General features: G+C 59.4%; 16 protein-coding genes. 9 read left to right on the top strand and 7 right to left on the bottom strand.

All coding sequences use genetic code 11. The features are described from left to right. The first annotated feature begins 19 nt into the window (after positions 1-19). Entirely contained in the window at positions 20-1039 is a 1020-nt protein-coding gene (locus tag AC3ISI_RS19885; protein WP_489333447.1) for a quinone-dependent dihydroorotate dehydrogenase, read from the top strand. 208 nt (positions 1040-1247) lie between these two features. On the opposite strand, the gene rmf is transcribed toward AC3ISI_RS19885, so the two are convergent. Beyond that, a complete protein-coding gene (rmf, locus tag AC3ISI_RS19880) occupies positions 1248-1466 on the bottom strand; it encodes a ribosome modulation factor (protein ID WP_007948532.1) in 219 nt (72 codons plus the stop codon). A 529-nt stretch (positions 1467-1995) separates the two neighbouring features. Here rmf and rlmKL point away from each other — a divergent pair. Both rlmKL and AC3ISI_RS19870 read left to right on the top strand, forming a co-directional pair. Beyond that, on the top strand, positions 1996-4266 hold the full coding sequence (gene rlmKL / locus AC3ISI_RS19875) for a bifunctional 23S rRNA (guanine(2069)-N(7))-methyltransferase RlmK/23S rRNA (guanine(2445)-N(2))-methyltransferase RlmL (RefSeq protein WP_489333446.1): 2271 nt from the start codon (positions 1996-1998) through the stop codon (positions 4264-4266). Positions 4267-4407: 141 nt separating this feature from the next. Further along, positions 4408-6807 (top strand): sensor domain-containing diguanylate cyclase, encoded by a 2400-nt coding sequence (locus AC3ISI_RS19870; RefSeq protein WP_489333445.1) that lies wholly within the window; start codon positions 4408-4410, stop codon positions 6805-6807. 138 nt (positions 6808-6945) lie between these two features. On the opposite strand, the gene dacB is transcribed toward AC3ISI_RS19870, so the two are convergent. Then, positions 6946-8406 carry a D-alanyl-D-alanine carboxypeptidase/D-alanyl-D-alanine endopeptidase gene (gene dacB / locus AC3ISI_RS19865; RefSeq protein ID WP_489333444.1) on the bottom strand — a complete coding sequence of 487 codons (1461 nt, stop codon included), beginning with the start codon at positions 8404-8406 and terminating at the stop codon, positions 6946-6948. A gap of 234 nt (positions 8407-8640) precedes the next feature. Here dacB and AC3ISI_RS19860 point away from each other — a divergent pair, with 234 nt between their 5' ends. Next, a complete protein-coding gene (locus tag AC3ISI_RS19860; RefSeq protein ID WP_007896965.1) occupies positions 8641-8985 on the top strand; it encodes a YggL family protein in 345 nt (114 codons plus the stop codon). Between the two features lie 64 nt (positions 8986-9049). Here the strand turns inward: AC3ISI_RS19860 and AC3ISI_RS19855 are convergent, their stop codons facing one another. Then, positions 9050-10240, bottom strand: coding sequence for a benzoate/H(+) symporter BenE family transporter (locus tag AC3ISI_RS19855; protein ID WP_489333443.1), 1191 nt, complete (start codon positions 10238-10240; stop codon positions 9050-9052). A 355-nt stretch (positions 10241-10595) separates the two neighbouring features. Here AC3ISI_RS19855 and AC3ISI_RS19850 point away from each other — a divergent pair, with 355 nt between their 5' ends. Continuing rightward, complete coding sequence (locus AC3ISI_RS19850; RefSeq protein WP_489333442.1) at positions 10596-11360, top strand: GntR family transcriptional regulator; 765 nt, start codon at positions 10596-10598, stop codon at positions 11358-11360. 179 nt (positions 11361-11539) lie between these two features. Here the strand turns inward: AC3ISI_RS19850 and guaD are convergent, their stop codons facing one another. The 4 genes from guaD to xdhA all read right to left on the bottom strand — a co-directional run bounded on the left by guaD (position 11540) and on the right by xdhA (position 17676). Continuing rightward, the gene (gene guaD, locus AC3ISI_RS19845) at positions 11540-12844 is read right to left on the bottom strand and encodes a guanine deaminase (protein WP_489333441.1); all 1305 of its coding nucleotides are present in this window, start codon (positions 12842-12844) and stop codon (positions 11540-11542) included. 23 nt (positions 12845-12867) lie between these two features. Further along, on the bottom strand, positions 12868-13713 hold the full coding sequence (xdhC, locus tag AC3ISI_RS19840) for a xanthine dehydrogenase accessory protein XdhC (protein WP_489333440.1): 846 nt from the start codon (positions 13711-13713) through the stop codon (positions 12868-12870). A gap of 116 nt (positions 13714-13829) precedes the next feature. Next, a complete protein-coding gene (xdhB, locus tag AC3ISI_RS19835) occupies positions 13830-16229 on the bottom strand; it encodes a xanthine dehydrogenase molybdopterin binding subunit (RefSeq protein WP_489333439.1) in 2400 nt (799 codons plus the stop codon). After that, positions 16222-17676, bottom strand: a complete 1455-nt coding sequence (xdhA, locus tag AC3ISI_RS19830; protein WP_489333438.1) for a xanthine dehydrogenase small subunit — start codon at positions 17674-17676, stop codon at positions 16222-16224. The genes xdhB and xdhA overlap by 8 nt, the downstream gene beginning before the upstream one ends. Before the next feature lie 267 nt (positions 17677-17943). On the opposite strand from xdhA, the gene AC3ISI_RS19825 reads away from it, so the two are divergent. From AC3ISI_RS19825 to ligA, 4 genes are all read left to right on the top strand, one after another. Next, a complete protein-coding gene (locus tag AC3ISI_RS19825; RefSeq protein WP_489333437.1) occupies positions 17944-18603 on the top strand; it encodes a GntR family transcriptional regulator in 660 nt (219 codons plus the stop codon). Positions 18604-18605: 2 nt separating this feature from the next. After that, on the top strand, positions 18606-22094 hold the full coding sequence (gene smc / locus AC3ISI_RS19820) for a chromosome segregation protein SMC (RefSeq protein ID WP_489333436.1): 3489 nt from the start codon (positions 18606-18608) through the stop codon (positions 22092-22094). Between the two features lie 258 nt (positions 22095-22352). Further along, the gene (gene zipA, locus AC3ISI_RS19815) at positions 22353-23207 is read left to right on the top strand and encodes a cell division protein ZipA (RefSeq protein WP_489333435.1); all 855 of its coding nucleotides are present in this window, start codon (positions 22353-22355) and stop codon (positions 23205-23207) included. Between the two features lie 166 nt (positions 23208-23373). Beyond that, positions 23374-25731 (top strand): NAD-dependent DNA ligase LigA, encoded by a 2358-nt coding sequence (gene ligA, locus AC3ISI_RS19810; RefSeq protein WP_489333434.1) that lies wholly within the window; start codon positions 23374-23376, stop codon positions 25729-25731. Positions 25732-25855 lie beyond the last annotated feature (124 nt).

Genomic DNA, 25855 nt, shown 5'->3' with positions numbered 1-25855 from the left:
CCCAGAGTCAAACCCGCCCATGTACACCCTGGCCCGTCAGATGTTGTTCAAGCTTTCCCCGGAAACCTCCCACGATTTGTCCCTGGACCTGATCGGCGCGGGCGGGCGTTTGGGCCTCAACGGCTTGCTGTGCAAGGCCCCGGCGAAAGTGCCAGTGTCGGTCATGGGCCTGGATTTTCCCAACCCGGTGGGTTTGGCGGCCGGTCTGGACAAAAACGGCGCGGCCATCGACGGTTTCGCTCAATTGGGTTTTGGCTTTGTCGAAATCGGCACCATCACCCCGCGCCCGCAACCGGGCAACCCGAAACCACGGATCTTCCGTCTGCCGGAAGCCGAGGCGATCATCAACCGCATGGGGTTCAACAACCTTGGCGTCGATTATCTGCTGGCCCGTGTGGCGGCAGCCAAGTACAAAGGCGTGCTGGGCATCAACATCGGCAAGAACTTCGACACCCCGGTTGAGCGCGCGGTCGACGATTACCTGATCTGCCTGGACAAGGTCTACGCCCACGCCAGCTACGTGACGGTCAATGTCAGCTCGCCCAACACCCCGGGCCTGCGCAGCCTGCAGTTCGGCGATTCGCTCAAGCAGTTGCTCGCTGATCTGGCCACGCGCCGCGCGGAACTGGCGTTGCGCCACGGCAAACATGTCCCGCTGGCGATCAAGATCGCGCCGGACATGACCGACGAAGAAACCGCACAAGTCGCACAAGCGCTGATTGAAACCGGGATGGACGCGGTGATTGCCACCAACACCACTCTGAGCCGCGTTGGCGTCGAAGGCATGGAATACGGCGACGAGGCGGGTGGTCTGTCCGGCGCACCGGTTCGCGACAAGAGCACTAACACCGTGAAAGTGCTGGCGGCGGAACTGGCAGGTCGCTTGCCGATCATCGCCGTGGGCGGCATCACCGAAGGTAAACACGCAGCCGAGAAAATCGCGGCGGGTGCGAGCCTGGTGCAGATCTACTCCGGCTTTATCTACAAAGGCCCGGCGTTGATCCGTGAGTCGGTAGACGCCATCGCAGCACTGCGCTAACCCCCTGCAGGAGCCCGGCTTGCCGGCGATGGCGATCTCAAGGACGCCATCGCCCACAAGCCGGGCTCCTACACGTTTCGCCAGAGAGCAGGCATAAAAAAGGGCTCCTAGAAGGAGCCCCTGGGCCGAAGCCCGCCGTCCGGATGGGACGTGCGTGGTTAATTCAGTCAGTCATCAGATTGTCGTGTCGGAGTGTTAGGCCCTGTAATTAATTGCCGACGGCGTGAAGTTCGTTGAGTCTGTGGATTCCCGCAGTGCCGGTCATACCGTCCCAGTTGTCGCCGCGTCCCTCGCGCCAGCCGTTAATCCAGGCTTGGCGTACTGACGGTAGAGTAAATGGGCAAAGCTCACGGGATTTGCCACCAACGCCATATTGATATCCGCGCAAAAATGCTCTTTCCAACGGATCACGCTTAAGTCTTCTCATAGGGTGTTGCCCTCACTTGTTGACTGTATTCATCGCGTAGACCTCAATCGAGGTCTGGCAGAAAAAAACTTCTGCCGTTGGGGCCCGCTGCCGGCGTCGCGAGCCAAGGTGTTGACGTCGTTGCGGCGTCAACCTGTGTTGAGTTCTAACCAAAGCGTCACATCGAGGGAATGATCGTTTTGTCATAAGAACGTAACGATAAAGATGCTAAGGCAATAAGTAACACGATGTTTGGCCCGTGTTCGTTGATAAAGCCCTGTATGATCGGCCCCCCGCAGGATGATGAGGCTAATCCTTTAGTGAGAATGACTTCTGTTGCATGGAAGCATTATTCGACGAAGGGTCGACTTGTGACATTTTGTTGCATCAACTTTTTTATCTGCCTGTGCATCTAAGCTCTTCTAATCTGAGCAGCACAGGTGGGACGGCACACCTTCGTGCCACGCGGGCGCTCTTTTAGAAAAGCGCCTGATTGAAATCCGGGCCGGCAATGCGTTGCCGGTTCACTGCTAAAGGCTCTGAAAATCCAATGTCCGATCAATTCGAAATCTTCCTCACTTGCCCCAAAGGCCTTGAAGGCCTGCTGATCGAGGAAGCCGTCGGGCTTGGCCTTGAAGAAGCACGCGAGCACACCTCTGCCGTGCGCGGCATGGCGACCATGGAAACCGCTTATCGCCTGTGCCTGTGGTCGCGTCTGGCGAACCGGGTGCTGCTGGTGCTCAAGCGGTTCCCGATGAAGGACGCCGAAGACCTGTACCACGGCGTGCTGGATATCGAGTGGCAAGACCACATGCTCAACGCCGGTACCCTGGCCGTCGAGTTCAGCGGCCATGGCTCGGGTATCGACAACACCCACTTCGGCGCTTTGAAAGTCAAAGACGCCATCGTCGACAAACTGCGCACTCCGCAAGGCGACCGTCCGTCGATCGATAAACTCAACCCGGACCTGCGCATTCACCTGCGCCTGGACCGTGGCGAAGCGATTCTTTCCCTCGACCTGTCGGGTCACAGTCTGCACCAGCGAGGTTATCGCTTGCAGCAAGGCGCGGCACCGCTGAAGGAAAACCTCGCGGCCGCGATCCTGATCCGTTCCGGCTGGCCACGCATTGCGGCCGAAGGCGGCGCGCTGGCTGACCCGATGTGCGGTGTCGGTACGTTCCTGGTCGAAGCCGCGATGATCGCCGCCGACATGGCGCCGAACCTGCGTCGCGAGCAGTGGGGCTTTACCCATTGGCTGGGCCACGTTCCGGCACTGTGGAAAAAGCTTCACGAAGAAGCCACTGAGCGTTGCGCGGCCGGCCTGGCCAAGCCACCGCTGTGGATTCGCGGTTACGAAGCCGACCCGCGCCTGATTCAACCGGGCCGCAACAACGTTGAGCGTGCCGGCCTGAGTGAGTGGATCAAGATCTACCAGGGCGAAGTCGGTACGTTCGAGCCACGTCCGGACCAGAACCAGAAAGGCCTGGTGATTTGCAACCCTCCGTACGGCGAGCGTCTGGGTGACGAGGCGAGCTTGCTCTACCTCTATCAGAACCTCGGCGAGCGTCTGCGTCAGGCCTGCCTGAACTGGGAGGCCGCGGTGTTCACCGGCGCGCCGGACCTGGGCAAGCGCATGGGCATTCGTAGCCACAAGCAGTATTCGTTCTGGAACGGCGCGCTGCCGTGCAAGCTGCTGCTGATCAAGGTCACGCCGGACCAGTTCGTCACGGGCGAGCGTCGTACCCCGGAACAGCGTCAGGTGGAGCGTGAGCAGGCGGCCTATGATCAGGCGCCAAGCGAGCCGGAAGAACGCAAGTACAACAAAAACGGCAACCCGATCAAACCGACGCCAGCACCCGCACCGGTGATCGAGCAACCGCGCTTGAGCGAAGGCGGGCAGATGTTTGCCAATCGCCTGCAAAAAAACCTGAAAGCGATGGGCAAATGGGTCAAGCGCGAAGGCATCGATTGCTATCGCGTCTACGATGCCGACATGCCGGAATATTCCATGGCCATCGACCTGTATCAGGATTGGGTCCACGTCCAGGAATACGCGGCGCCGAAATCCATCGATCCGGAAAAAGCCTCGGCACGCATGTTCGATGCCCTGGCTGCGATTCCGCAGGCTCTGAACATCGACAAGAGCCGCGTGGTGGTCAAGCGTCGCGAGCGTCAGAGCGGCACCAAGCAGTACGAGCGTCAGGCCGCGCAGGGCAAGTTCGTCGAGGTCAACGAAGGTGGCGTGAAGCTGCTGGTCAACCTCACCGACTACCTCGACACCGGGCTGTTCCTCGATCACCGTCCGATGCGCATGCGCATTCAGAAAGAGGCGGCCGGCAAGCGCTTTCTCAATCTGTATTGCTACACCGCTACCGCCAGTGTTCACGCGGCCAAGGGCGGCGCACGCACCACCACCAGCGTCGACCTGTCGAAAACCTATCTGGACTGGGCGCGACGTAATTTGTCGCTGAACGGGTTCTCGGACAAGAACCGCCTGGAGCAGGGCGATGTGATGGCCTGGCTCGACGCCTGCCGTGACGAATACGACCTGATCTTCATCGACCCGCCGACGTTCTCCAACTCCAAGCGCATGGAAGGGATCTTCGACGTGCAACGCGATCAGGTGCAGTTGATCGACCTGGCCATGGCGCGTCTGGCGCCCGCTGGCGTGTTGTATTTCTCCAACAACTTCCGCAAGTTCACCCTTGAGGAAAACCTCACCGAGCGTTACGCCGTTGAAGAAATTACCGCCCAGACCATCGATCCGGATTTCGCCCGTAACGGCAAGATCCACCGTGCCTGGAAAATCACTGCACGCTGATAGCTGAACGGTGGATCCACAGAGCCTTGATTTTTAAAGGCTCTGTGGATTCGTTCAGTGCTGGTCAAATTAGTGGCTAATAGCTATAACTCTTCTCATGGCCAATGGGTTTTCCCGCACCTGGCGTTTTGAGTTGTGTCTATGTCGTTGCACGCCGTGCGCCCCAGGATCCTGGGTATTATCAGCGAAGATGCGTCGGCCTGGCTGGTGGCGCTTCTGGTGTTGCTTATGGGGGGCGTTCTTACGGGGATACTGGCCTGGTCGACGCTCAATGTATTCCAGCATCAACTCAAGCAACGCTTCCAACTGCTGGCCAGTGAGCGTTATAGCCGCATAGAAGAACGTTTCGTAGACCAGGAGCAACGCCTCGACGGCCTGCGCCGGTTCTTCGCCAATTCGGACTCGGTCTCCCGCGAGGAGTTCGACGGTTACACCCACCCTTTATTGCACCGGACTCAAGCCTTTGAGTTCGCGACCCGAGTGACGCGTGCCGAGCGCGCAGAATTCGAGCACAAGGTGCGGAACGAGGGGGTGAACGACTTCAGCATTCGTGAGCAAGACGGCAACGGTCATCTGCAATTGGCCGGTGAACGCGATGAATACGTGGCGGTGCTCTACAGCCAGACGCAAAGTCGATTTGGCTCGCCGCTGGGTTACGACTTGCTGGCCGAGCCGATGCGTCGATCAACCCTTGAGCGGGCGGACAGACTGGGCACTATGGCGGTGTCGCAGCCGATGCATCTGGTCAGTATCGATCCGGCCTATGCGCGTGGCGTGCTGCTGGTGGCGCCGGTGATTTTGCGCAACTCGCCAAGCATTGTGGGGGCAAAACCCTACGGGTATGTCATGGCAGTGATCAGCATGCGCCAGTTACTGGCAGATGGATTGCCGGATGCCAGTTACGACTTTCTTTCGGTGCGCATTCTCGACTTGTCAATCGAGGGGCAACACGAAGTGCTTTACGAATCCTTCAACGGGCCGGCGGTCAGTAAATTGTCCACGAGCCGGCTATTGCGATTGGCCGATCATGATTACCAAGTCGACATCATGCCGAGCGAAGCCTTTATAAAAGCCAACCACTCCTCGGTGAAGACCCTGATGGTGCTGGGTGGTTTGCTTAGTCTGCTTCTCAGTGCATTGCTGTATGTGTTGGTCAGCCAGCGTCAGCGCGCGCTGAAAATGGTGGAGCAGCGGACTAAGGAATTACGTGCCCGCGAACAGGAGTTACGTGGCACTCACGGCCAGTTGCGTGGTGTGTTGAATGCGGCAACTCAGGTGGCGATCATCGCCACCGACCTGCGCGGGGTCATCAATACGTTCAATGCCGGTGCCGAGCAGATGCTGGGTTACGCCAGCGTCGAGGTCGTGGGGCACATGACCCTGGAAAACCTGCACTTGCGCCGGGAGTTGGTGGTGCGTGCGGCGGAGTTGAGTACGCGGTACGGCAAACCGATTTCGACCAGTCAGTCGATGTTGGTCAAGGGGGGCGAAGAGGGCGGGGATGAGGCGCGTGAGTGGACGCTGGTGCGCCGCGATGGAAGCCATTTGGCGGTGAACATGCTCGCGACCCCGGTGCTCGACGAGCACGGCCTGTGGGTCGGTCATCTGGCGATCTGCATCGACATTACCGAACGCAAGCGCGTCCACGAGGCGCTGGCGGCACGGGACCTGTTGTTGAAAAAACTCAGTGCCCATGTGCCCGGTGGCATCTATCAATTCAAGATGGAATTCGACGGTCGCTTCAGTGTGATCTATGCCAGCGACGGTATTCGTGAGATCTACGAACTCGAACCGGATGTGCTGCTGCTCGATGCCGAGTCGATCTTCACGCGCATTCATCCACAGGACACGACCCGGGTCCGTGCCTCGATCCGGGAGTCAGCGGACACCCTTAGCCCGTGGCGCGAGGAATACCGCGTGCAGTTGCCCATACGCGGCCTGCGCTGGGTTCGCGGTGAGGCGACCCCTGAAGAGCTGCCCGGTGGCGGCGTGCTCTGGCATGGCTACATTTCCGACATCTCCGACCTGAAACGGGTGGAGGAAGAGTTGCGCGCACTGTCGATCACCGACTCGCTGACCGGGATCCATAACCGCCGCTATTTCCAGGAACGTCTGACCACCGAAATGATTCGAGTCCAGCGGGGAGCGGGCGAGTTGTCGGTGATCATGCTCGACATTGACCACTTCAAACGCATCAACGACCAGCATGGCCACGCCGTGGGGGATCGGGTGTTGCAGGCCGTGTGTGAGCGTATCGCTCATCGGCTGCGACGTACGGATGTGTTCTGTCGCCTCGGGGGGGAAGAGTTCATGGTGCTCTGCCCGGACACCGACAGCGAGCAAGCTCAAGTGCTGGCCTTGCAGTTGTGGCAAGGGCTGCGCAGTTCACCGATCGACGACGTCGGGTTCGTCACCGCGAGTTTCGGTATCGCCAGTTGGCGCGTCGGGGAGGGCGCGGATGCGCTGTTGCTGCGGGCGGACTCAGGGGTTTATGCGGCGAAGCTGGCTGGGCGGGATCGGGTTGAAGCGCAGGTAAGCTGAAGCCGGATGCGGCCCTTTGTAGGAGCGGGCTTGCCCGCGAAAGCAGTGTGTCATTCAGCATTTTAGTTGACTGATACACCGTATTCGCGAGCAAGCCCGCCGCTCCTACATTTGATCTTCAGTGTCTGGAAGATCGGGTTAGAGCACCGAAGCCGTATCTGGCAGTTTCGGTTGGCGATACAGATCCAGCAGCACCTGATCCAGTACCGAAGACGCGCCAAACGGTGCCTTGTCGTTAAGGATCGCCACCACTGCCCAGGTGTTGCCATTGACGTCGCGGCTGAAGCCGGAGATGGCGCGTACGGTGTTCAGGGTGCCCGTCTTGACGTGGGCTTCGCCGCGCATCGCGGTGGTTTTCAGGCGTTTGCGCATGGTGCCGTCGGTGCCGGCAATCGGCATCGAGCTGATGAACTCCGCGGCATACGGGCTGTGCCAGGCTGCTTGTAGCATGGCCGCCATTTCACGGGCGCTGACACGTTCGGAGCGGGACAGGCCGGAACCGTTTTCCATCACCAGATGCGGCGCCGTGATGCCTTTTTTCGCCAGCCACTGACGCACCACACGCTGCGCGGCTTTGGCATCATCACCATCGGCATCGGTGCGGTACTTCTGGCCCAGGCTCAGGAAAAGCTGCTGCGCCATGGTGTTGTTACTGTATTTATTGATGTCGCGGATGATTTCCGCCAGGTCCGGCGAGTAAGCCCGGGCCAGCAATTTTGCACCGCTTGGGGTGGGTGCCAGCACATCCTTGCCTTGAATGCTGCCACCCAGTTCTTTCCAGATGGCCCGCACAGCACCAGCGGTGTAAGTCGCGTGGTCAAGCAACGACAGGTAGGTCTGGGAGCTGCAGCCATCGCCCAATTGGCCGCCGACCGTCACGGTTACGCTGCCATCGGCCTGGGTCACCGGGTTGTACCGTACGCCACCGGTGCATTGCTTGGAGTTGATGGCCTTGACCTGATTTTCGATGCGGATGCTGGCAATCGGCGGTTCCACCGACACCAGCACTCGGCCGTTGTCATTGCGCGCCACAAAACGCAGGGCCTTGAGGTTGACCATCAACGAGTCGGGCTTGACCAGGAACGGCTTGTTTTCGTCATTGCCGTCATCATTGAACTCGGGCAACAGCGGCTGGGCGAAGAAATTGCGGTCCAGCACCAGATCGCCGGTAATTTGCGTCACGCCGTTGGCGCGCAGATCACGCATCAGCAGCCAGAGTTTTTCCATGTTCAGTTTCGGATCGCCGCCACCTTTGAGGTAGAGGTTGCCGTTGAGGATGCCGCCGCTGAGGGTGCCGTCAGTGTAGAACTCGGTTTTCCACTGGTGGTTCGGGCCGAGCATTTCCAGGGCGGCATAGGTGGTGACGAGTTTCATGGTCGAGGCCGGGTTGACCGAAACGTCAGCGTTGAAAACGGTCGGGGTGCCAGGACCGGTAAGCGGGATCATCACCAGCGACAGGGCGCTGTCCTGCAATTTGCTGGCCTTGAGGGCCTTTTCGACGTTGGGCGAGAGCGCAGTATTGATCGGAGCGGCGGAAACGGAGAGGGCCAGCGGAAGAAAGAAACTGGCCAGCAGCAATGGACGCAAAGACTTGATCATGTGCAATAAAACCCTACAGCCGAGGGGGAAAAAAACGAGGGCATGGCGATAAAATCCCTCAGTGGTCATGAAAGTGTCGGCATTATGCCCCAAGGCTTGACGGCGTGTGCCGTACCATAAGCCTCTAATCCGCTATTTTTTTACCGGCGGTCAGCCATGCACCCCAGAGAGTCGGGCAATTAGTGGCTTAAACTGCTAAAGTGCCGCCCGTTATTACTTTTGAGGATTGTTCCAATGGCGACTAACCGTTCCCAGCGTCTGCGCAAAAAACTGTGCGTCGATGAATTTCAAGAGCTGGGTTTCGAACTGAACCTGGATTTCAAAGAAGATTTGGCTGATGAAGCCATTGATGCTTTCCTCGACGCGTTCCTGAAAGAAGCCATGGAAGCTAACGGTCTGGGCTATGTTGGCGGCGACGACTTCGGTCTGGTTTGTCTGCAGAAGCGTGGCTCGGTATCCGAAGAGCAGCGTGCCGCTGTTGAAGCCTGGCTCAAAGGCCGTAGCGAACTGACTGAAGCAACCGTCAGCCCGCTGATCGACGTCTGGTACCCGGAAAAGCCGATCAATCCGGTAGCTTGATGTCATAGCTTTTTGTCTTAAAAAAAGCGGCGACCCAAGGGTCGCCGTTTTTTATGCGCAGATTTTAGTTTTTACGCCAATTCAAAATCACCAGCGTCAACACCCCCGCGACAATCCCCCAAAACGCCGAGCCGATGGAAAACAGCGTCAACCCCGACGCCGTGACCATAAAGGTGATCAACGCCGCTTCACGTTCCTTCACTTCCGTCATGGCGATGCTCAAGCCATTAATGATCGAGCCGAACAACGCCAGCGCCGCAATCGACAGCACCAACTCCTTTGGCAATGCCGCAAACAGCGCCGCCAGCGTCGCGCCGAATACCCCGGCGATCCCGTAGAAAATCCCGCACCAGACGGCGGCCGTGTAACGCTTGTTACGATCCTCATGGGCATGTGGGCCAGTGCAGATCGCTGCGCTGATAGCGGCAAGGTTGATCCCGTGGGAGCCAAATGGGGCCAGTAGCAATGAGGCAATGCCAGTGGTGGTGATCAGCGGTGACGCTGGCACGGTGTAACCGTCGGCGCGCAGGACGGCGATGCCCGGCATGTTCTGTGAGGTCATGGCCACCACGAACAACGGAATGCCGATGCTGATGGTCGCCGCTAGGGAAAAGTGCGGCGTGGTCCAGACTGGCGTTGCCACTTCCAGATGGAAGCCACTGAAATCCAGCAGCCCCATAAAGCCTGACAACGCCGTGCCGATCAACAGCGCGGCCAGCACGGCATAACGCGGCGACAGGCGCTTGACCAGCAGATAGGTGAAGAACATCCCCAACACCAGCCCGGTGCGATGCTGGGCGGCGACGAAAATCTCGCTGCCGATCTTGAACAGTATCCCTGCCAGCAGGGCCGCAGCCAGGGACGCCGGAATCTTCTTCACCAGCCGTTCGAAGCTGCCGGTCAAGCCGCAGAGGGTTACCAGCACCGCACACGTGATGTAGGCGCCGATGGCTTCGCCGTAACTCACACCGCCCAGGCTGGTGATCAGCAACGCTGCACCGGGAGTCGACCAGGCAATCGTGATAGGGGTGCAATAACGCAACGACAGACCAATCGAGCACACGGCCATGCCAATCGAAATCGCCCAGATCCACGACGAAATTTGCCCGCTGGTCAGGCCTGCCGCTTGTCCGGCCTGGAACATCAGCACCAGCGAGCTGGTGTAACCGGTCATCATCGCGATAAACCCGGCGACGATGGCCGATGGCGAGGTGTCGGCCAAGGGGCTGAGCTGCGTGTGCGTGGCGTCGTTCATGACAGCGATATTCCTTCTGATAAAGATGTCCGAAAGGCCACTGAACCCTGTAGGAGCGTGGCTTGCCCGCGAAGGCGTCGTGTCAGTCGCCTCAATGTTTAATGACAGGACGCCTTCGCGGGCAAGCCACGCTCCCACAGGGGGCTGTGTTTGAGCGGCAGATTCCGGGTTCAAGCCTAAACTCAAACGTAGCGGATCGTTGCAATACAGCGGACGCGACAAACAGCCGTACAGTCGTGTTGCCACCATCCGTTGTGTACAATCGCGGTGTGTTTAACGCGATACTTGCCAGCGACCCACTGTGCCGTATTACAGTCACCGTCAATTCGCCGCAGTTTTCCCGACTCGAGTGCCCATGAACGAACAGTTGCAACCCCTAAAGAAACAACCGCGAGCAGGCAAGGCCGGTCGCAGCGGTACCCAGGACGATATTGTCTACGCGCATATCTTCGAGGCCATTCTCGAGCAGCGTCTGGCACCCGGCACCAAGTTGAGCGAAGAAGCGTTGGGGGAAATTTTCGGGGTCAGTCGCACCATCATTCGCCGCGCACTGTCGCGCCTGGCCCATGAGGGCGTCGTGCTACTGCGTCCGAACCGTGGCGCGGTCGTCGCCAGCCCGAGCGTCGAGGAGGCCCGTCAGGTGTTCTTCGCGCGCCGTCTGGTGGAGCGGGCGATCACTGAGCTGGCGGTGCAACACGCGACCGCTGAGGAACTCGCCGAGTTGCGGCAGATGGTCAACGATGAGCGCGACAGCTTCTCCAGGGGCGATCGCGGTGCTGGCATCCGTCTGTCGGGTGAATTCCACCTGAAACTCGCTGAAGCGGCGAAGAATGCGCCCCTGATCAGCTTCCAGCGCAGCCTGGTGTCGCAGACTTCATTGATCATTGCCCAGTATGAAAGTGGCAACCGTTCGCACTGTTCCTACGACGAGCACACCCAGTTGATTGACGCCATCGAAGCGCGCAACGGAGAGCTGGCGGTGAGTTTGATGATGCATCATATGGATCACATCGACAGCAAACTCAACCTTAACGAAGAAAGCGCGTCGGATGATTTGCACGCGGTGTTCTCGCATTTGTTGCAGACCAAGAAGCCAGGGCGGCCGAGCGCGAAACTCTGATAGACCGAGTTGCCCCATTCGCGAGCAGGCTCGCTCCCACAGGGTTTTGTGTTGAATGCAAAATTTGTGATCACTGAAGATCCACTGTGGGAGCGAGCCTGCTCGCGATGGCGGTCTGACGGATAATAAAAATCCCCCAGGCTGTTAAGCAATGGGGGATTTTTTGTACCCGAAAAACCTCAGCGCTGATGCACCAGATTCCCCGCTGCATACGTCTGCAACACCGTCCGGTCATCCCCCAGCGTCATCAGCACAAACAATGTCTCGGCAATGTTGTTGGCCTGCTTCAAGCGATAGCTCAGCAGTGGAGTGGCGTTGTAGTCCAGCACCAGGAAGTCCGCATCGGTACCCGGTTTCAGCGTGCCGATCTTGTCTTCCAGTCGCAGCGCTCGCGCTCCGCCGAGTGTGGCCAGGTACAGCGACTTGAACGGGCTCAGGCGCGCACCTTGCAACTGCATGACTTTGTACGCTTCGTTCAAGGTTTGCAGCAGTGAAAAACTGGTGCCGCCGCCCACATCTGTACCCACGCCGACATTCAGTTTGTGTTTCTCGGCCATCGGCAGATTGAACAGGCCGCTGCCGAGGAAGAAGTTCGAGGTCGGGCAAAAGGCGATAGCCGAGCCGGTTTGCGCCAGACGTGCACACTCGTCGTCGCACAGGTGCACACCATGGGCAAACACCGAACGCTCGCCCAGCAATTGGTAGTGATCGTAGACGTCCAGGTAGCCTTTGCGTTCCGGGAACAGCTCTTTGACCCACTCGATTTCTTTCAGGTTTTCACTGATGTGAGTTTGCATGTACAGGTCTGGGTATTCACTCAGCAACTGGCCGGCAAGGGTCAGTTGCTCCGGAGTGCTGGTCGGGGCGAAACGCGGGGTGACGGCGTAGTGCAAGCGGCCCTTGCCGTGCCAGCGCTCGATCAGCGCCTTGCTTTCGACATAGCTGGACTCGGCGGTGTCGGTCAGGTAATCCGGCGCATTGCGGTCCATCATCACCTTGCCGGCGATCATGCGCAGGTCGAGCTGTTCGGCGGCCTCGAAGAACGAGTTCACTGATTGCGGGTGCACACTGCCGAACACCAGCGCGGTGGTGGTGCCGTTGCGCAGCAGTTCCTTGATGAAAATGTCGGCCACTTCATCGGCATGAGTCTTGTCGGCGAACTGGCTTTCGCATGGGAAGGTGTAGGTGTTGAGCCAGTCCAGCAGCTGTTCGCCGTAGGCGCCGACCATGCCTGTTTGCGGCAAATGGATGTGGGTGTCGATGAGGCCCGGTGTGATCAGCGCATCCTGATAATGGGTGATCTCGATATCGGTTGTCAGCGTCGGCAGCAAGTCGCTGGCGTGGCCGAGCGCACTAATCCGGCCGTTATCGACCACCAGCACGCCGTCTTCGAAATACTCGTACGAGGCTTCAATCCCGACTTCGGCGGGGTCAGCGATGCTGTGCAGGATGGCGGCACGGTAGGCTTTGCGAGTCAGAGGCATTGTCGTTCTCTATTAGTGGCTCTTTAATTCGAAGCGTGACTGCGGCGAGAAGCAGGCAGCAGTTTGGCGATCGATGATCCGGCGCTGGCGGTCTGCTGGCCGAAATTCGCGTTATAGGTGGCGATGATTTCGCCGGCGATGGAGATGGCGATTTCCACAGGCAACTTGCCTTTGACTTCGCCGATGCCCATCGGGCAGCGCATGCGTTGCAGCACGGCGCTGTCGAATCCACGATCACGCAGACGGTGTTCGAACTTCACCCGTTTGGTTTTCGAACCGATCAGGCCGAAGTAGGCGAAATCGTTGCGCTTGAGAATCGCGGCAGTGAGTTCGAGGTCGAGCTGGTGATTGTGGGTCATAACGATGCAGTAACTGCCGACGGGAAGTTCGTCGATTTCATCCACCGGTTCTTCGCTGACAATCTTGCGCACGCCGTGGGGGATCTGTTCAGGGAATTCGTCCTCCCGCGAATCGATCCAGCGCACCCGGCAAGGCAGGCTGGCGAGCAGCGGTACCAATGCGCGGCCAACGTGGCCGGCGCCGAACACGGCAATCTGCGCCTGGACCTGGCCCATCGGTTCGAACAGCAATACGGTCACGCCGCCGCAGCACTGGCCCAGGCTGGCGCCGAGGCTGAAGCGCTCCAGGTGCGTGTCCTGTTTGCCGCTGGCAAGCATGTCGCGGGCGATCTGCATGGCCTTGTATTCCAGGTGCCCGCCACCGATGGTGTCGAAGGTCTGGGTGGCGCTGATGACCATCTTCGAACCGGCATTGCGCGGCGTCGAGCCAAGCTCTTCGATGATGGTCACCAACACGCAGGGATCACCCTGGGATTGCAGGTCGGCGAGGGCGTCGATCCAGTTGTACATGTTTCACCTCAACATCTCTGTTGTCTGTTCGGGCCTCATCGCGAGCAGGCTCGCTCCCACATTTGGAATGCATTCCCCTGTGGGAGCGAGCCTGTTCGCGAAGGCCGCGCCTCGGTCTAGAGCGAAGCCAGCTCGGTTTCAGCTTCCACGGCTTTCGCCGCCTTCAACTGCCGCATCTGCTCACAGCCCCACAACACCCGCTCCGGGGTCGCCGGTGCGTCGATTTTCGGTTGATGCGTGTAGTCACCGAGGCTCGCTACGGCGTCCTTGATCGCACACCACGATGCAATGCCCAGCATGAACGGCGGCTCACCCACAGCCTTGGAATGAAACACTGTGTCTTCGGGGTTTTTGCGGTTTTCCACCAGCTTCACCCGCAGATCCAGCGGCATGTCCGCCACGGCCGGGATCTTGTAGCTGGCCGGGCCGTTGGTCATCAGTTTGCCCTTCGCATTCCAGACAAGCTCTTCCATGGTCAGCCAGCCCATGCCCTGGATGAATCCGCCCTCGACCTGGCCGATGTCGATGGCCGGGTTCAGTGAGGCGCCGACGTCATGGAGGATGTCGGTGCGCAGCATTTTGTATTCGCCGGTCAGGGTGTCGACGATCACCTCGCAACAGGCCGCGCCAAAGGCGTAGTAGTAGAACGGCCGACCTCGTGCCTGACTGCGGTCGTAGAAGATTTTCGGGGTCTTGTAGAACCCGGTGCTCGACAGCGACACCTGGGCGAAATACGCCTGCTGGATCAGCGCTTCAAACGTCAGAATGTGATCGCGAACCCGCACGTGACCGTTATGGAATTCCACATCCTCTTCGCTGACCTTGTAGTGCCGTGCGGCAAATTCGATCAGGCGTTTCTTGATGATTTCAGCCGCGTTCTGTGCCGCTTTACCGTTCAGGTCGGCGCCGCTGGATGCGGCTGTCGGCGAGGTGTTCGGCACTTTGTCGGTGTTGGTCGCGGTGATCTGCACGCGCTCCATTTCGACCTGGAACACTTCGGCCACGACTTGCGCCACTTTGGTGTTCAAACCCTGGCCCATTTCGGTGCCGCCGTGGTTCAGGTGGATGCTGCCATCGGTGTAGACGTGGATCAGCGCACCGGCCTGGTTGAGGAAGCTGGCGGTGAAGGAAATACCGAATTTCACCGGGGTCAGCGCCAGGCCTTTTTTCAGGATCGGGCTATTGGCGTTGTAGCGACGAATCGCTTCGCGGCGCTCAAAGTACTGGCTGCTTTCTTCCAGTTCGGCGGTCATTTCTTCGAGCATGTTGTGCTCGACGGTCTGGTAGTAATGCGTGACGTTGCGCTCGGTCTTGCCGTAGTAGTTGGCCTTGCGCACCGCCAGTGGATCGAGGGCCAGATGACGGGCAATCGCGTCCATTACTTCTTCGATCGCGACCATGCCCTGCGGGCCGCCGAAGCCACGATAAGCGGTGTTCGACGCGGTATTGGTCTTGCAACGATGACCGTTGATGGTCGCATCGCCCAGGTAGTACGAGTTGTCGGCGTGGAACATCGCGCGGTCGACAATCGACGCCGAAAGGTCCGGCGAGCAACCGCAATTGCCTGCCAGTTCCAGGGCGATGCCGTGCAGGCGGCCGGTGCTGTCAAAGCCGACGTCGTACTCGACGTAGAACGGATGACGCTTGCCGGTCATCAGCATGTCTTCGACGCGCGGCAGGCGCATTTTGGTCGGTTGGCCGGTGAGGTGAGCGATCACGGCGCACAGGCAGGCAGGACTTGCTGCCTGAGTTTCCTTGCCTCCGAAACCGCCGCCCATGCGGCGCATGTCGACGACGATTTTGTTCATCGACACATCAAGCACTTCGGCGACAAGTTTTTGCACTTCGGTGGGATTTTGCGTCGAGCAATAGACGATCATCCCGCCGTCTTCAGTCGGCATCACCGACGAGATCTGGGTTTCGAGGTAGAAGTGTTCCTGGCCGCCGATGTGCAAAGTGCCTTGAATGCGATGTTCTGCCGTGGCCAACGCACCGGCCGAATCGCCGCGCTGATGGGTGTGGCTGTCGAGCACGAAGTGGCGTTTGCGCAGGGCTTCAACCACGTCCAGCACCGGCTCCAGATCTTCGTATTCGATGATCGCGGCCATGGCGGCTTTTCGCGCGGTTTCGAGGTCTTTCGCCGCCACCGCGAGCACCGGCTGACCGACAAACTGCACATCATCAATGGCTAGCAATGGATCACCCGGCAGCAGCGGGCCGATGTCTTTCAGGCCCGGCACGTCTTCGTGGGTGATGGCAATGCGCACGCCTTCGAAGGCGTAGCAGGGCTTGGTGTCGATGCTGATGATTTTCGCGTGGGCGCGGTCCGACAAGCGTGCGTAAACGTGCAGTTGGTTCGGAAACTCCAGGCGGTCGTCGATGTACTGCGCTTCACCGGACACGTGCTTGGCGGCGCTGTCGTGCTTGACGCTGCGGCCGACACCGGTAGTCAGGTCCTTGGCGAACAGTTCAGCCAGTTCGGCTTGGGTCTTCTCTACAGCGTGATGATTAGACATAAGCGGTCACCCGAGTCTCGATGTGCGGTGTTTGCAGTTCGATGAGGTATTTACGCAGCAGGTTTTGCGCGCTGAGCAGGCGGTATTCCTTGCTGGCGCGGAAGTCCGAGAGCGGCGTGAAGTCTTCGGCCAGTGCGGCGCAGGCACGTTCAACGGTGGCGTGATTGAACGGTGCGCCGAGCAACACTGTTTCGCAGGCACTGGCGCGTTTTGGAATGGCTGCCATGCCGCCAAAGGCGACGCGAGCATCGGCGATCACGCCGTTTTCCAGACGGATATTGAAGGCAGCGCAAACGGCGGAGATGTCATCGTCCAGACGCTTGGAAACCTTGTAGGCGCGGAACAGTTGCTCGGCGCTGGCACGCGGCACGATGATCTTCTCGATGAACTCGCTTTCCTGGCGCGCGGTGACCCGGTAATCGATGAAGTAATCTTCAAGGGCCAGGGTACGCCGGGTTTCGCCTTTGCACAGGATGATCTGCGCGCCCAAGGCGATCAGCAGGGGGGGCGAGTCACCGATGGGCGAGGCGTTGCCGATGTTGCCGCCGAGGGTGCCCTGGTTGCGGATCTGCAGTGACGCAAAACGTTGCAGCAATTCACCGAAGTCCGGGTACTCGGCCTTCAACGCTTCGTAGCAATCGGATAGGGCGGTGGCGGCGCCGATTTCCAGGCGATCATCGAAGCGCTCGATACGCTTCATCTCGGCCACGTTGCCGACGTAAATCATCACTGGCAAGGCGCGGTGGAACTGCGTGACTTCCAGCGCCAGGTCTGTACCACCGGCCAGCAGTCGCGCCTGTGGATAAGCGTCATAGAGGTCGGCCAGGTCTGCGACGGTCAGCGGCACCAGGCAGCGCTTGTCGCCACTATTAAGTTCACCGATGGACGTGGGGGCGATGGCTTTCAGGCGCGCGATGGTGTCGGCTTCGCGCGCATCGAACTGGTCTGGTTGCTTGCCGCAGCAGGACTGCTCGGCGGCTTGCAGGATCGGCCGATAGCCGGTGCAACGGCACAGGTTGCCGGCCAGCGCTTCGTGAGCCTTGTGGTGATCCGGTGCATCGCTATTCTTTTGCAGGGCGAACAGCGACATGACGAAGCCCGGGGTGCAGAAGCCGCATTGCGAACCGTGGCACTCGACCATGGCTTTCTGCACGCTGTGCAGTTCGCCCTGGTGTTTGAGGTCTTCGACGCTGATCAGTTGTTTGCCGTGCAGTGACGACACAAACGTCAGGCACGAGTTGAGGCTGCGATAGCGAATGTGTTCGCGGCCATCGTCATCCGTTTGCAACTCGCCGACCACCACAGTGCAGGCGCCGCAGTCACCGCTGGCGCAGCCTTCTTTGGTGCCGGGTTTGCCCACATGGTCGCGCAGATAATTGAGCACGGTCAGGTTTGGGTCCAGGGCGTGCTCGCTACGGAGTTCCTGGTTAAGTAAAAACTGGATCACGGAAGGCCTCGCAGAATCATTATTATTGTTAACCGACTAGGACCGAATTTAGCAGGTCTGACTTTTCGGTCAATGATTTTCTGACTTTAAGGTCAGGAAATCGCTTTTTGTCGATCAACCTTTCATTTCTTCATTATTGACCCCTGTGCACTTGTCTGCTTTTTTTGCTTGAATCGTGCCAAAACCGCCGAGCGGACCCTCCGCCATAACCTATCAAGTGGGTTACACTGCGCCGCTTGTGCAGATCGAAGAAATTGAAGGACAACCATGACGTTCAAGGCGCCGGACAGCCTCGCCGAGCAAATAGCTCACCACCTCGCCGAACGCATCATTCGCGGCGAAATGAAGCCCGGGGAGCGCATTCAGGAACAGAAGGTCACGTTGGCACTCAATGTCAGCCGCGGCTCGGTCCGTGAGGCCTTGCTGATCCTTGAGCGTCGCCACCTGATCGCGATCCTGCCGCGACGGGGCGCCCATGTCACCGAACTCACGGTACACAAGGTGCAGAGCCTGTGCGCGCTGATGAGCGAGCTGTACATTCTGCTCGGTAACGCCGTGGCCAGCGGCTGGAAAACCCAGGTCGACATGGCGCCGTTCGTGCAGATCCAGCAGCGCCTGGCCGCCAGTTATGAGCGTCAGGACATCCGCACCTTCGTCGACGACAGCTTCAATGTGATGCGCGCCGCGTACCCGTTCGCCAATAACCCGTACTTGCAGGAAACCGTCGAGAATCTGCAGCCTGCCATGAGCCGCGCGTATTTCCTCGCCCTGGACCAGCGCAAGGCCTCGATGAGGGAGTTCCTGGAGCTGTTCGAACGCCTGCTCGGCGCGGTCCTGAACCGTGACTTTGCGCAGATCCGCGAAGTGCTGACGGCCTACACCCAGCGCAGTTGCGATCTGGTGGTTTCTGCCCTGACGGACGCTTAAGCGTGCGGCTCAAGTGCATCAAGCTGGCGGGGTTCAAATCCTTCGTCGACCCGACCACGGTGAACTTCCCCAGCAACATGGCGGCAGTGGTCGGGCCCAATGGTTGCGGCAAGTCGAACATTATCGATGCCGTGCGCTGGGTGATGGGCGAAAGCTCGGCCAAGAACTTGCGCGGCGAGTCGATGACCGACGTCATCTTCAACGGCTCGACCAGCCGTAAACCGGTGAGCCAGGCCAGTATCGAGCTGGTGTTCGACAACTCCGATGGCACCCTGCTTGGCGAATACGCGGCCTACGCGGAAATTTCCATTCGCCGCAAAGTGACCCGCGACAGCCAGACCACCTATTACCTCAACGGCACTAAATGCCGCCGTCGCGATATCACCGACATTTTCCTGGGGACCGGCCTGGGCCCGCGCAGTTATTCGATCATTGAGCAGGGAATGATCTCCAAGCTGATCGAGTCCAAGCCCGAAGACCTGCGCAACTTCATTGAAGAAGCGGCGGGCATCTCCAAGTACAAGGAGCGTCGGCGCGAAACTGAAAACCGCATCCGCCGCACCCACGAAAACCTTGCGCGCCTGACCGACTTGCGTGAAGAGCTGGAGCGTCAGCTTGAGCGCCTGCATCGCCAGGCAGAGGCGGCGAAGAAGTATCAGGAATACAAAGGCGAAGAGCGTCAGCTCAAGGCCCAGTTGTCGGCCTTGCGCTGGCAGGCGTTGAACGAACAGGTCGGTCAGCGTGAAGCGGTGATCGGCAACCAGGAAGTCACCTTCGAAGCGTTGGTTGCCGAGCAACGTAATGCCGATGCGAGCATCGAACGCTTCCGGGACGGGCACCATGACCTGTCCGAACGCTTCAATCTGGTGCAAGGTCGCTTCTATTCGGTCGGCGGCGACATCGCCCGGGTCGAGCAGAGCATCCAGCACGGCCAGCAGCGTTTGCGCCAGCTGCAGGACGATTTGAAAGAAGCCGAGCGCGCACGTCTGGAAACCGAGTCACACCTGGGCCACGACCGCACGTTGCTGCTGACCCTCGGCGAAGAGCTCGACATGCTCACCCCGGAGCAGGAAGTCACCAGCGCCGCCGCCGAAGAGGCCGCCGCTGCGCTGGAAGAATCCGAAACCACCATGCACGGCTGGCAGGAGCAGTGGGACACGTTCAACCTCACGGCTGCCGAGCCACGTCGCCAATCCGAAGTGCAGCAATCGCGCATCCAGCAGCTGGAAACCAGCATGGAGCGTTTGGCCGACCGTCAGAAGCGCCTCGGCGAAGAGCGCGCGTTGCTCTCGGCTGACCCGGAAGACGCGGCGATCATGGAGCTCAGCGAGCAGCTGGCGGCCAGTGAAGCCACACTTGAAGATTTGCAGGCCAGTGAAGAAGCGCAGGTCGAGCGCCTTGAGCAACTGCGCCAGGAATTGCAATCAGCCCTGCACAATCAACAACAGGCGCAAGGCGATTTGCAGCGCCTCAATGGTCGGCTCGCCTCCCTTGAAGCCTTGCAGCAAGCCGCGCTTGATCCGGGCACCGGCACCGCCGAATGGTTGCGTGAGCAACATCTGGCAGATCGCCCGCGCCTGGCTGAAGGCCTGAAGGTTGAAGCGGGTTGGGAGCTGGCGGTGGAAACCGTGCTTGGCGCCGACCTGCAAGCGGTGCTGGTGGACGACTTCGGCGACTTCGACCTGGCCGGTTTTGCCCAGGGCGATTTACGTTTGCTCAGCCCCGCCAGTGATGGCGTACGCGTGCCGGGCAGTTTGCTGGACAAGGTTGAGGCGCAGATCGATTTGTCGCCGTGGCTGGGGCACGTCAAACCGGTCGACAACCTCGAACAGGCGTTGGCGCTGCGCGGTCAATTGACGGTCGGGCAGAGCTTGATCAGTCGCGATGGTTACTGGGTCGGTCGGCACTTTTTACGCGTGCGTCGGGCCAGCGAAGCCGAAAGCGGTGTGCTGGCGCGCGGTCAGGAAATCCAGCGTTTGACCGAGGATCGCGAACAGCGCGAAGCCACGGTCGAAACCCTGGAAACCCAACTGCAAAACCTCAGGGCGCAACAGCGTCAGCAGGAAAACGGTCGCGAACATCTGCGCCGTCTGCTGCAAGACGAAGCGCGCCAGCAAGGCGAGCTGAAGGCACAGCTTTCTGCCGGAAAAGCCAAGGCTGAGCAGTTGACGTTACGTCGCACACGCCTTGACGAAGAGCTGGCCGAGCTAAGCGAGCAGCGTACGCTGGAACACGAAAACATCGGGGAGGCGCGTCTGCAATTGCAGGAAGCTCTCGACGCGATGGCGCTGGACACCGAGCAGCGTGAGTTGCTGCTGGCCCAGCGCGACAGCTTGCGCGAGCGGCTGGATCGGGTGCGTCAGGAAGCCCGGCAGCATAAGGATCACGCGCATCAATTGGCTGTTCGTCTCGGTTCGCTGAAGGCGCAACACGACTCGACGCGGCAGGCGCTGGAACGACTGGAAATGCAGTCCGAGCGTCTGACCGAAAAACGCGAACAGCTCAGCCTCAATCTGGAAGAGGGCGAGGCGCCACTGGAAGAGTTGCGGCTGAAACTTGAAGAGCTGCTCGACAAACGCATGACCGTCGACGAAGAACTAAAGACCGCGCAGATCGCCCTGGAAGACGCCGACCGTGAACTGCGCGATGCCGAGAAGCGGCGTAACCAGGCCGAGCAGCAGTCGCAGTTGATTCGCGGACAGATGGAAACCCAGCGCATGGAATGGCAAGCCCTGACCGTGCGCCGCAAAACGCTCGAAGATCAATTGCACGAAGACGGCTACGACCTGCACGGCGTGCTCGCCACGCTGACGGCCGAGGCCAACGAGAAGGACGCCGAAGAAGAACTTGAACGCATCGCTGCGCGCATTCAGCGCCTCGGTGCGATCAACCTGGCGGCCATTGACGAGTACCAGCAACAATCCGAACGCAAACGTTATCTGGATGCGCAGAACGATGATCTGGTGGAAGCGCTGGACACGCTCGAGAACGTGATTCGCAAGATCGACAAGGAAACCCGTAACCGCTTCAAAGATACCTTTGATCAGATCAATGGCGGTTTACAGGCACTTTTCCCAAAAGTTTTCGGTGGCGGGCGCGCGTATTTGGAACTGACGGGCGAAGATCTACTCGATACAGGGGTAACGATCATGGCGCAGCCGCCAGGGAAGAAGAACAGCACCATCCATTTGCTCTCCGGCGGCGAAAAAGCCCTGACGGCTTTGGCTCTGGTTTTTGCAATCTTCAAGTTGAACCCGGCGCCATTCTGCATGCTCGATGAAGTTGACGCGCCACTCGATGACGCTAACGTTGGACGCTACGCACGGCTGGTCAAAGAGATGTCGCAGACAGTGCAGTTCATCTATATCACCCACAACAAGATCGCCATGGAAATGGCCGAGCAACTGATGGGTGTAACGATGCACGAACCCGGTTGCTCGCGTCTGGTGGCGGTGGACGTCGAGGAGGCGATGGCGATGGTGGATGCTTGAGATGGCATGTGTAGGGCAAGTATTACAATGTTGTAGGAATGTTTTACTTGTCTTTACTTGCTGGCCAATCGACATATTCGCTAAAGCCATGGTGACAGACGGTGTAAAGTTGCCTTTGGTCGTGCTAGTTTAATGTCAATTTTTCGTATACGTGGGCAAAACGCCTGTCAGAACATAGAGTTGGCGCCACGTTTTAAAGCGGTTTACAGGTTGTAAACCCCTTATTTTTCAGCATTTTTTATAGAGGCACGGGATTACATGGAAATCGGTCTGCGCGAGTGGCTGATCGTCATCGGCATTATTGTCATTGCCGGTATTCTTTTTGATGGCTGGCGACGTATGCGCGGCGGCAAGGGAAAACTGAAATTCCGTCTTGACCGAAGTTTGTCCAATTTACCGGAAGAGGACACCGGCGCCGAGCTGTTGGGTCCGCCCCGTGTACTGGACACGCAGAAAGAACCGCAACTGGACGAGCACGATCTGCCGTCGGTGAGCATGCCTGCCCGTGAACCACGCGAATCGGGTTCCAAGCGCGGCAAGCGTGGCCATGGCGAACCTTCCCAGGGCGACATGAACCTCAGCCTGGACCTGGACGGCGGCCCGAGCTTCAGCAGTCGTGACGACGATTTCCCGGATGACACCAAAGCCTCGCCAGCTGTCAGCGAAAAAGATCAGCCACAAGCTGAAGAAGTGTTGGTGATCAGCGTGATCTGCCGTGACGCCGCCGGTTTCAAAGGTCCGGCGCTGTTGCAGAACATTCTGGAAAGCGGTTTGCGTTTCGGTGAAATGGACATCTTCCACCGTCACGAAAGCATGGCCGGTAATGGCGAAGTCCTGTTCTCCATGGCCAATGCGGTCAAGCCGGGTATCTTTGATCTGGATGACATCGACCACTTCAGCACCCCGGCCGTGAGCTTCTTCCTCGGTCTGCCAGGCCCGCGTCATCCCAAGCAAGCCTTCGACGTGATGGTGGCTGCGGCGCGAAAACTGTCCCAGGAGCTGAACGGTGAACTGAAAGACGACCAGCGCAGCGTGTTGACCGCCCAGACGATTGAGCACTACCGTCAGCGCATCGTTGAATTCGAACGCCGCGCCCTGACCCAGAAGCGTTGAAATTGGCAACGTATGGGGGGCTGCGACGCGTCTCCCGTACCCTGTAGGAGCCGAGCATGCTCGCGATGGCGATCCCAAAGACGCCATCGCCGGCAAGCCGTGCTCCTACAATGATTTAACAGATAGAGCAGCCTCGGCTGCTCTTTTGCTTTATGAGAGAACACCCATGACCGCCGCCAAAAACCGCATTTTAGAGCTGCGCGCTGAGCTGGATCAGCACAACTATCGCTACCACGTGCTGGACGAGCCGAGTATTCCAGACGCCGAATACGACCGTTTGTTCCACGAGCTCAAGGCCCTTGAAGCGGCTAACCCCGAACTGATCACCAGCGATTCGCCGACCCAGCGGGTGGGCAGTGCTGCGTTGTCGGCATTCACGCAGGTGCGTCACGAAGTGCCGATGCTCAGTCTCGGTAACGCCTTCGAAGAAACCGACATGCGTGAGTTCGATCGCCGGGTGACGGAAGGCCTGGACTTGCCGGTCGGTGATCTGTTCGGTGGCGGTGCAGCGGTGGAATATAGCTGCGAGCCGAAGCTCGATGGCCTGGCGGTCAGCTTGCTGTATCAGGACGGCGTGCTGGTGCGCGGCGCGACACGCGGCGACGGCACCACCGGCGAAGACATCAGCATCAACGTGCGCACTGTACGCAACATCCCGCTCAAGCTGCACGGCACTGGCTGGCCCGCGACCCTGGAAGTGCGCGGCGAAGTGTTCATGTCCAAGGCCGGTTTCGAGCGGCTCAACGCCACGCAACTGGAAGTCGGCGGCAAGACCTTCGCCAACCCGCGTAACGCGGCAGCCGGTAGCTTGAGACAGTTGGATTCGAAGATCACTGCCAACCGCCCGCTGGAATTCTGCTGCTACGGCATCGGCCAGATTTCGGCGGACATTGCCGACACACACATTGGCAATCTCAAGCAGCTCCAGGCATGGGGCATGCCGATCAGTCATGAGCTGAAACTGGCGCACGGCATCGATGAGTGCCTGGATTACTACCGTGACATCGGCGAGCGTCGTAACGGGCTGGCGTACGAAATCGACGGCGTGGTGTTCAAGGTCAACAGCATCGCCTCTCAGCGCGAGTTGGGTTTCCGCGCTCGGGAGCCGCGCTGGGCGATCGCGCACAAATTCCCGGCAATGGAAGAACTCACCGAGTTGCTCGATGTCGAGTTCCAGGTCGGTCGTACCGGTGCCGTCACGCCGGTGGCGCGCTTGAAACCGGTCAAGGTGGCCGGTGTCACCGTGGCCAACGCGACGTTGCACAACATGGATGAGGTCGCACGTCTGGGCTTGATGATCGGCGATACGGTGATCATTCGCCGTGCGGGGGACGTGATTCCTCAAGTGGTGCAAGTAGTGCTTGAGCGCCGCCCGGAAGATGCTCGCCCGGTGCAGATTCCCGAGCAGTGTCCGGTGTGCGGCTCGCAGGTCGAGCGCACGCAACTGGTCAAACGCAGTAAAGGTCGCGAGACCGTCAGCGAGGGCGCGGTGTACCGCTGCGTCGGGCGTCTGGCGTGTGGTGCGCAGCTCAAGCAGGCAATCATTCACTTCGTTTCCCGTCGTGCGATGGACATCGAGGGCCTCGGGGACAAGAGTGTCGAGCAGCTGGTCGACGAAGGCCTGGTGAGTTCGCCGGCCGATTTGTATGCCCTGAAGTTCGACGACATTGTCGATCTGGAAGGGTTTGCCGAGGTGTCGAGCAACAAGCTGCTGAGTGCCATCGAGGACAGCAAAAAACCGAGCCTGGCGCGGTTTATCTACGCCCTCGGGATTCCCGATGTTGGCGAAGAAACGGCCAAGGTGCTGGCGCGCTCGCTGGGCTCGCTGGAGCGGGTTCAGCAGGCATTGCCGCATGTGCTCACGTACTTGCCGGACGTTGGTCTGGAAGTGGCTCACGAGATCCACAGCTTCTTCGAAGATGCGCATAACCAGCAAGTGATCGAGGAGCTGCTCAAGCACGGCTTGCAGATTCAGGATCAAGGCGAGCTTGGTGCCGAGTTTGCTGCGAGCACCACGCTGGGCGGGCTCCTCGATAAGCTGCACATCCCTTCGGTCGGGCCGGGTGGGGCGCAGAAGCTGGCGGACAAGTTTGGTTCGCTTGAAGCGGTGATGAGTGCCGATTGGCTGGACATGCGTCAGGCGTTGCCGGAGAAACAGGCCAATGCGGTTCGCGAGTTTTTTGCGCTCGAGGATAATCGCCAGCTCGCAGTGGCTGCCGAGAAGCAGCTGCGCGATTTTGGCATGCACTGGCTGAGCGAGAAAAAAGTCGTCGAAGGCTTGCCGCTGGCGGGGCAGACCTGGGTGCTGACCGGTTCGCTGGAGTTGATGAGCCGCGACATCGCCAAGGACAAACTCGAAAGCCTGGGTGCCAAGGTGGCAGGTTCGGTGTCGGCCAAGACCCATTGTGTGGTGGCGGGGCCGGGGGCGGGTTCCAAGTTGGCCAAGGCTAATGAGTTGGGGTTGAAGGTTCTTGATGAAGAAGCGTTTGTCGAATTTCTGCGTAAGCACGATATTTCGGTGTGATGTCCTTCGCTGGCAAGCCAGCCCCTACAGGGGGTACGCGATCCTTGTAGGAGCTGGCTTGCCAGCGAAGGCGATCTCAGTCCTCTCACAAGAGCTGGGAACGATCTTCACCGGAGAATGATCT

The sequence above is a fragment of the Pseudomonas sp. GL_139_B genome, assembly GCF_057834475.1.
The sequence above is the reverse complement of the archived record's forward strand: the minus strand, read 5'-3'. Positions and strand labels throughout refer to the sequence as shown.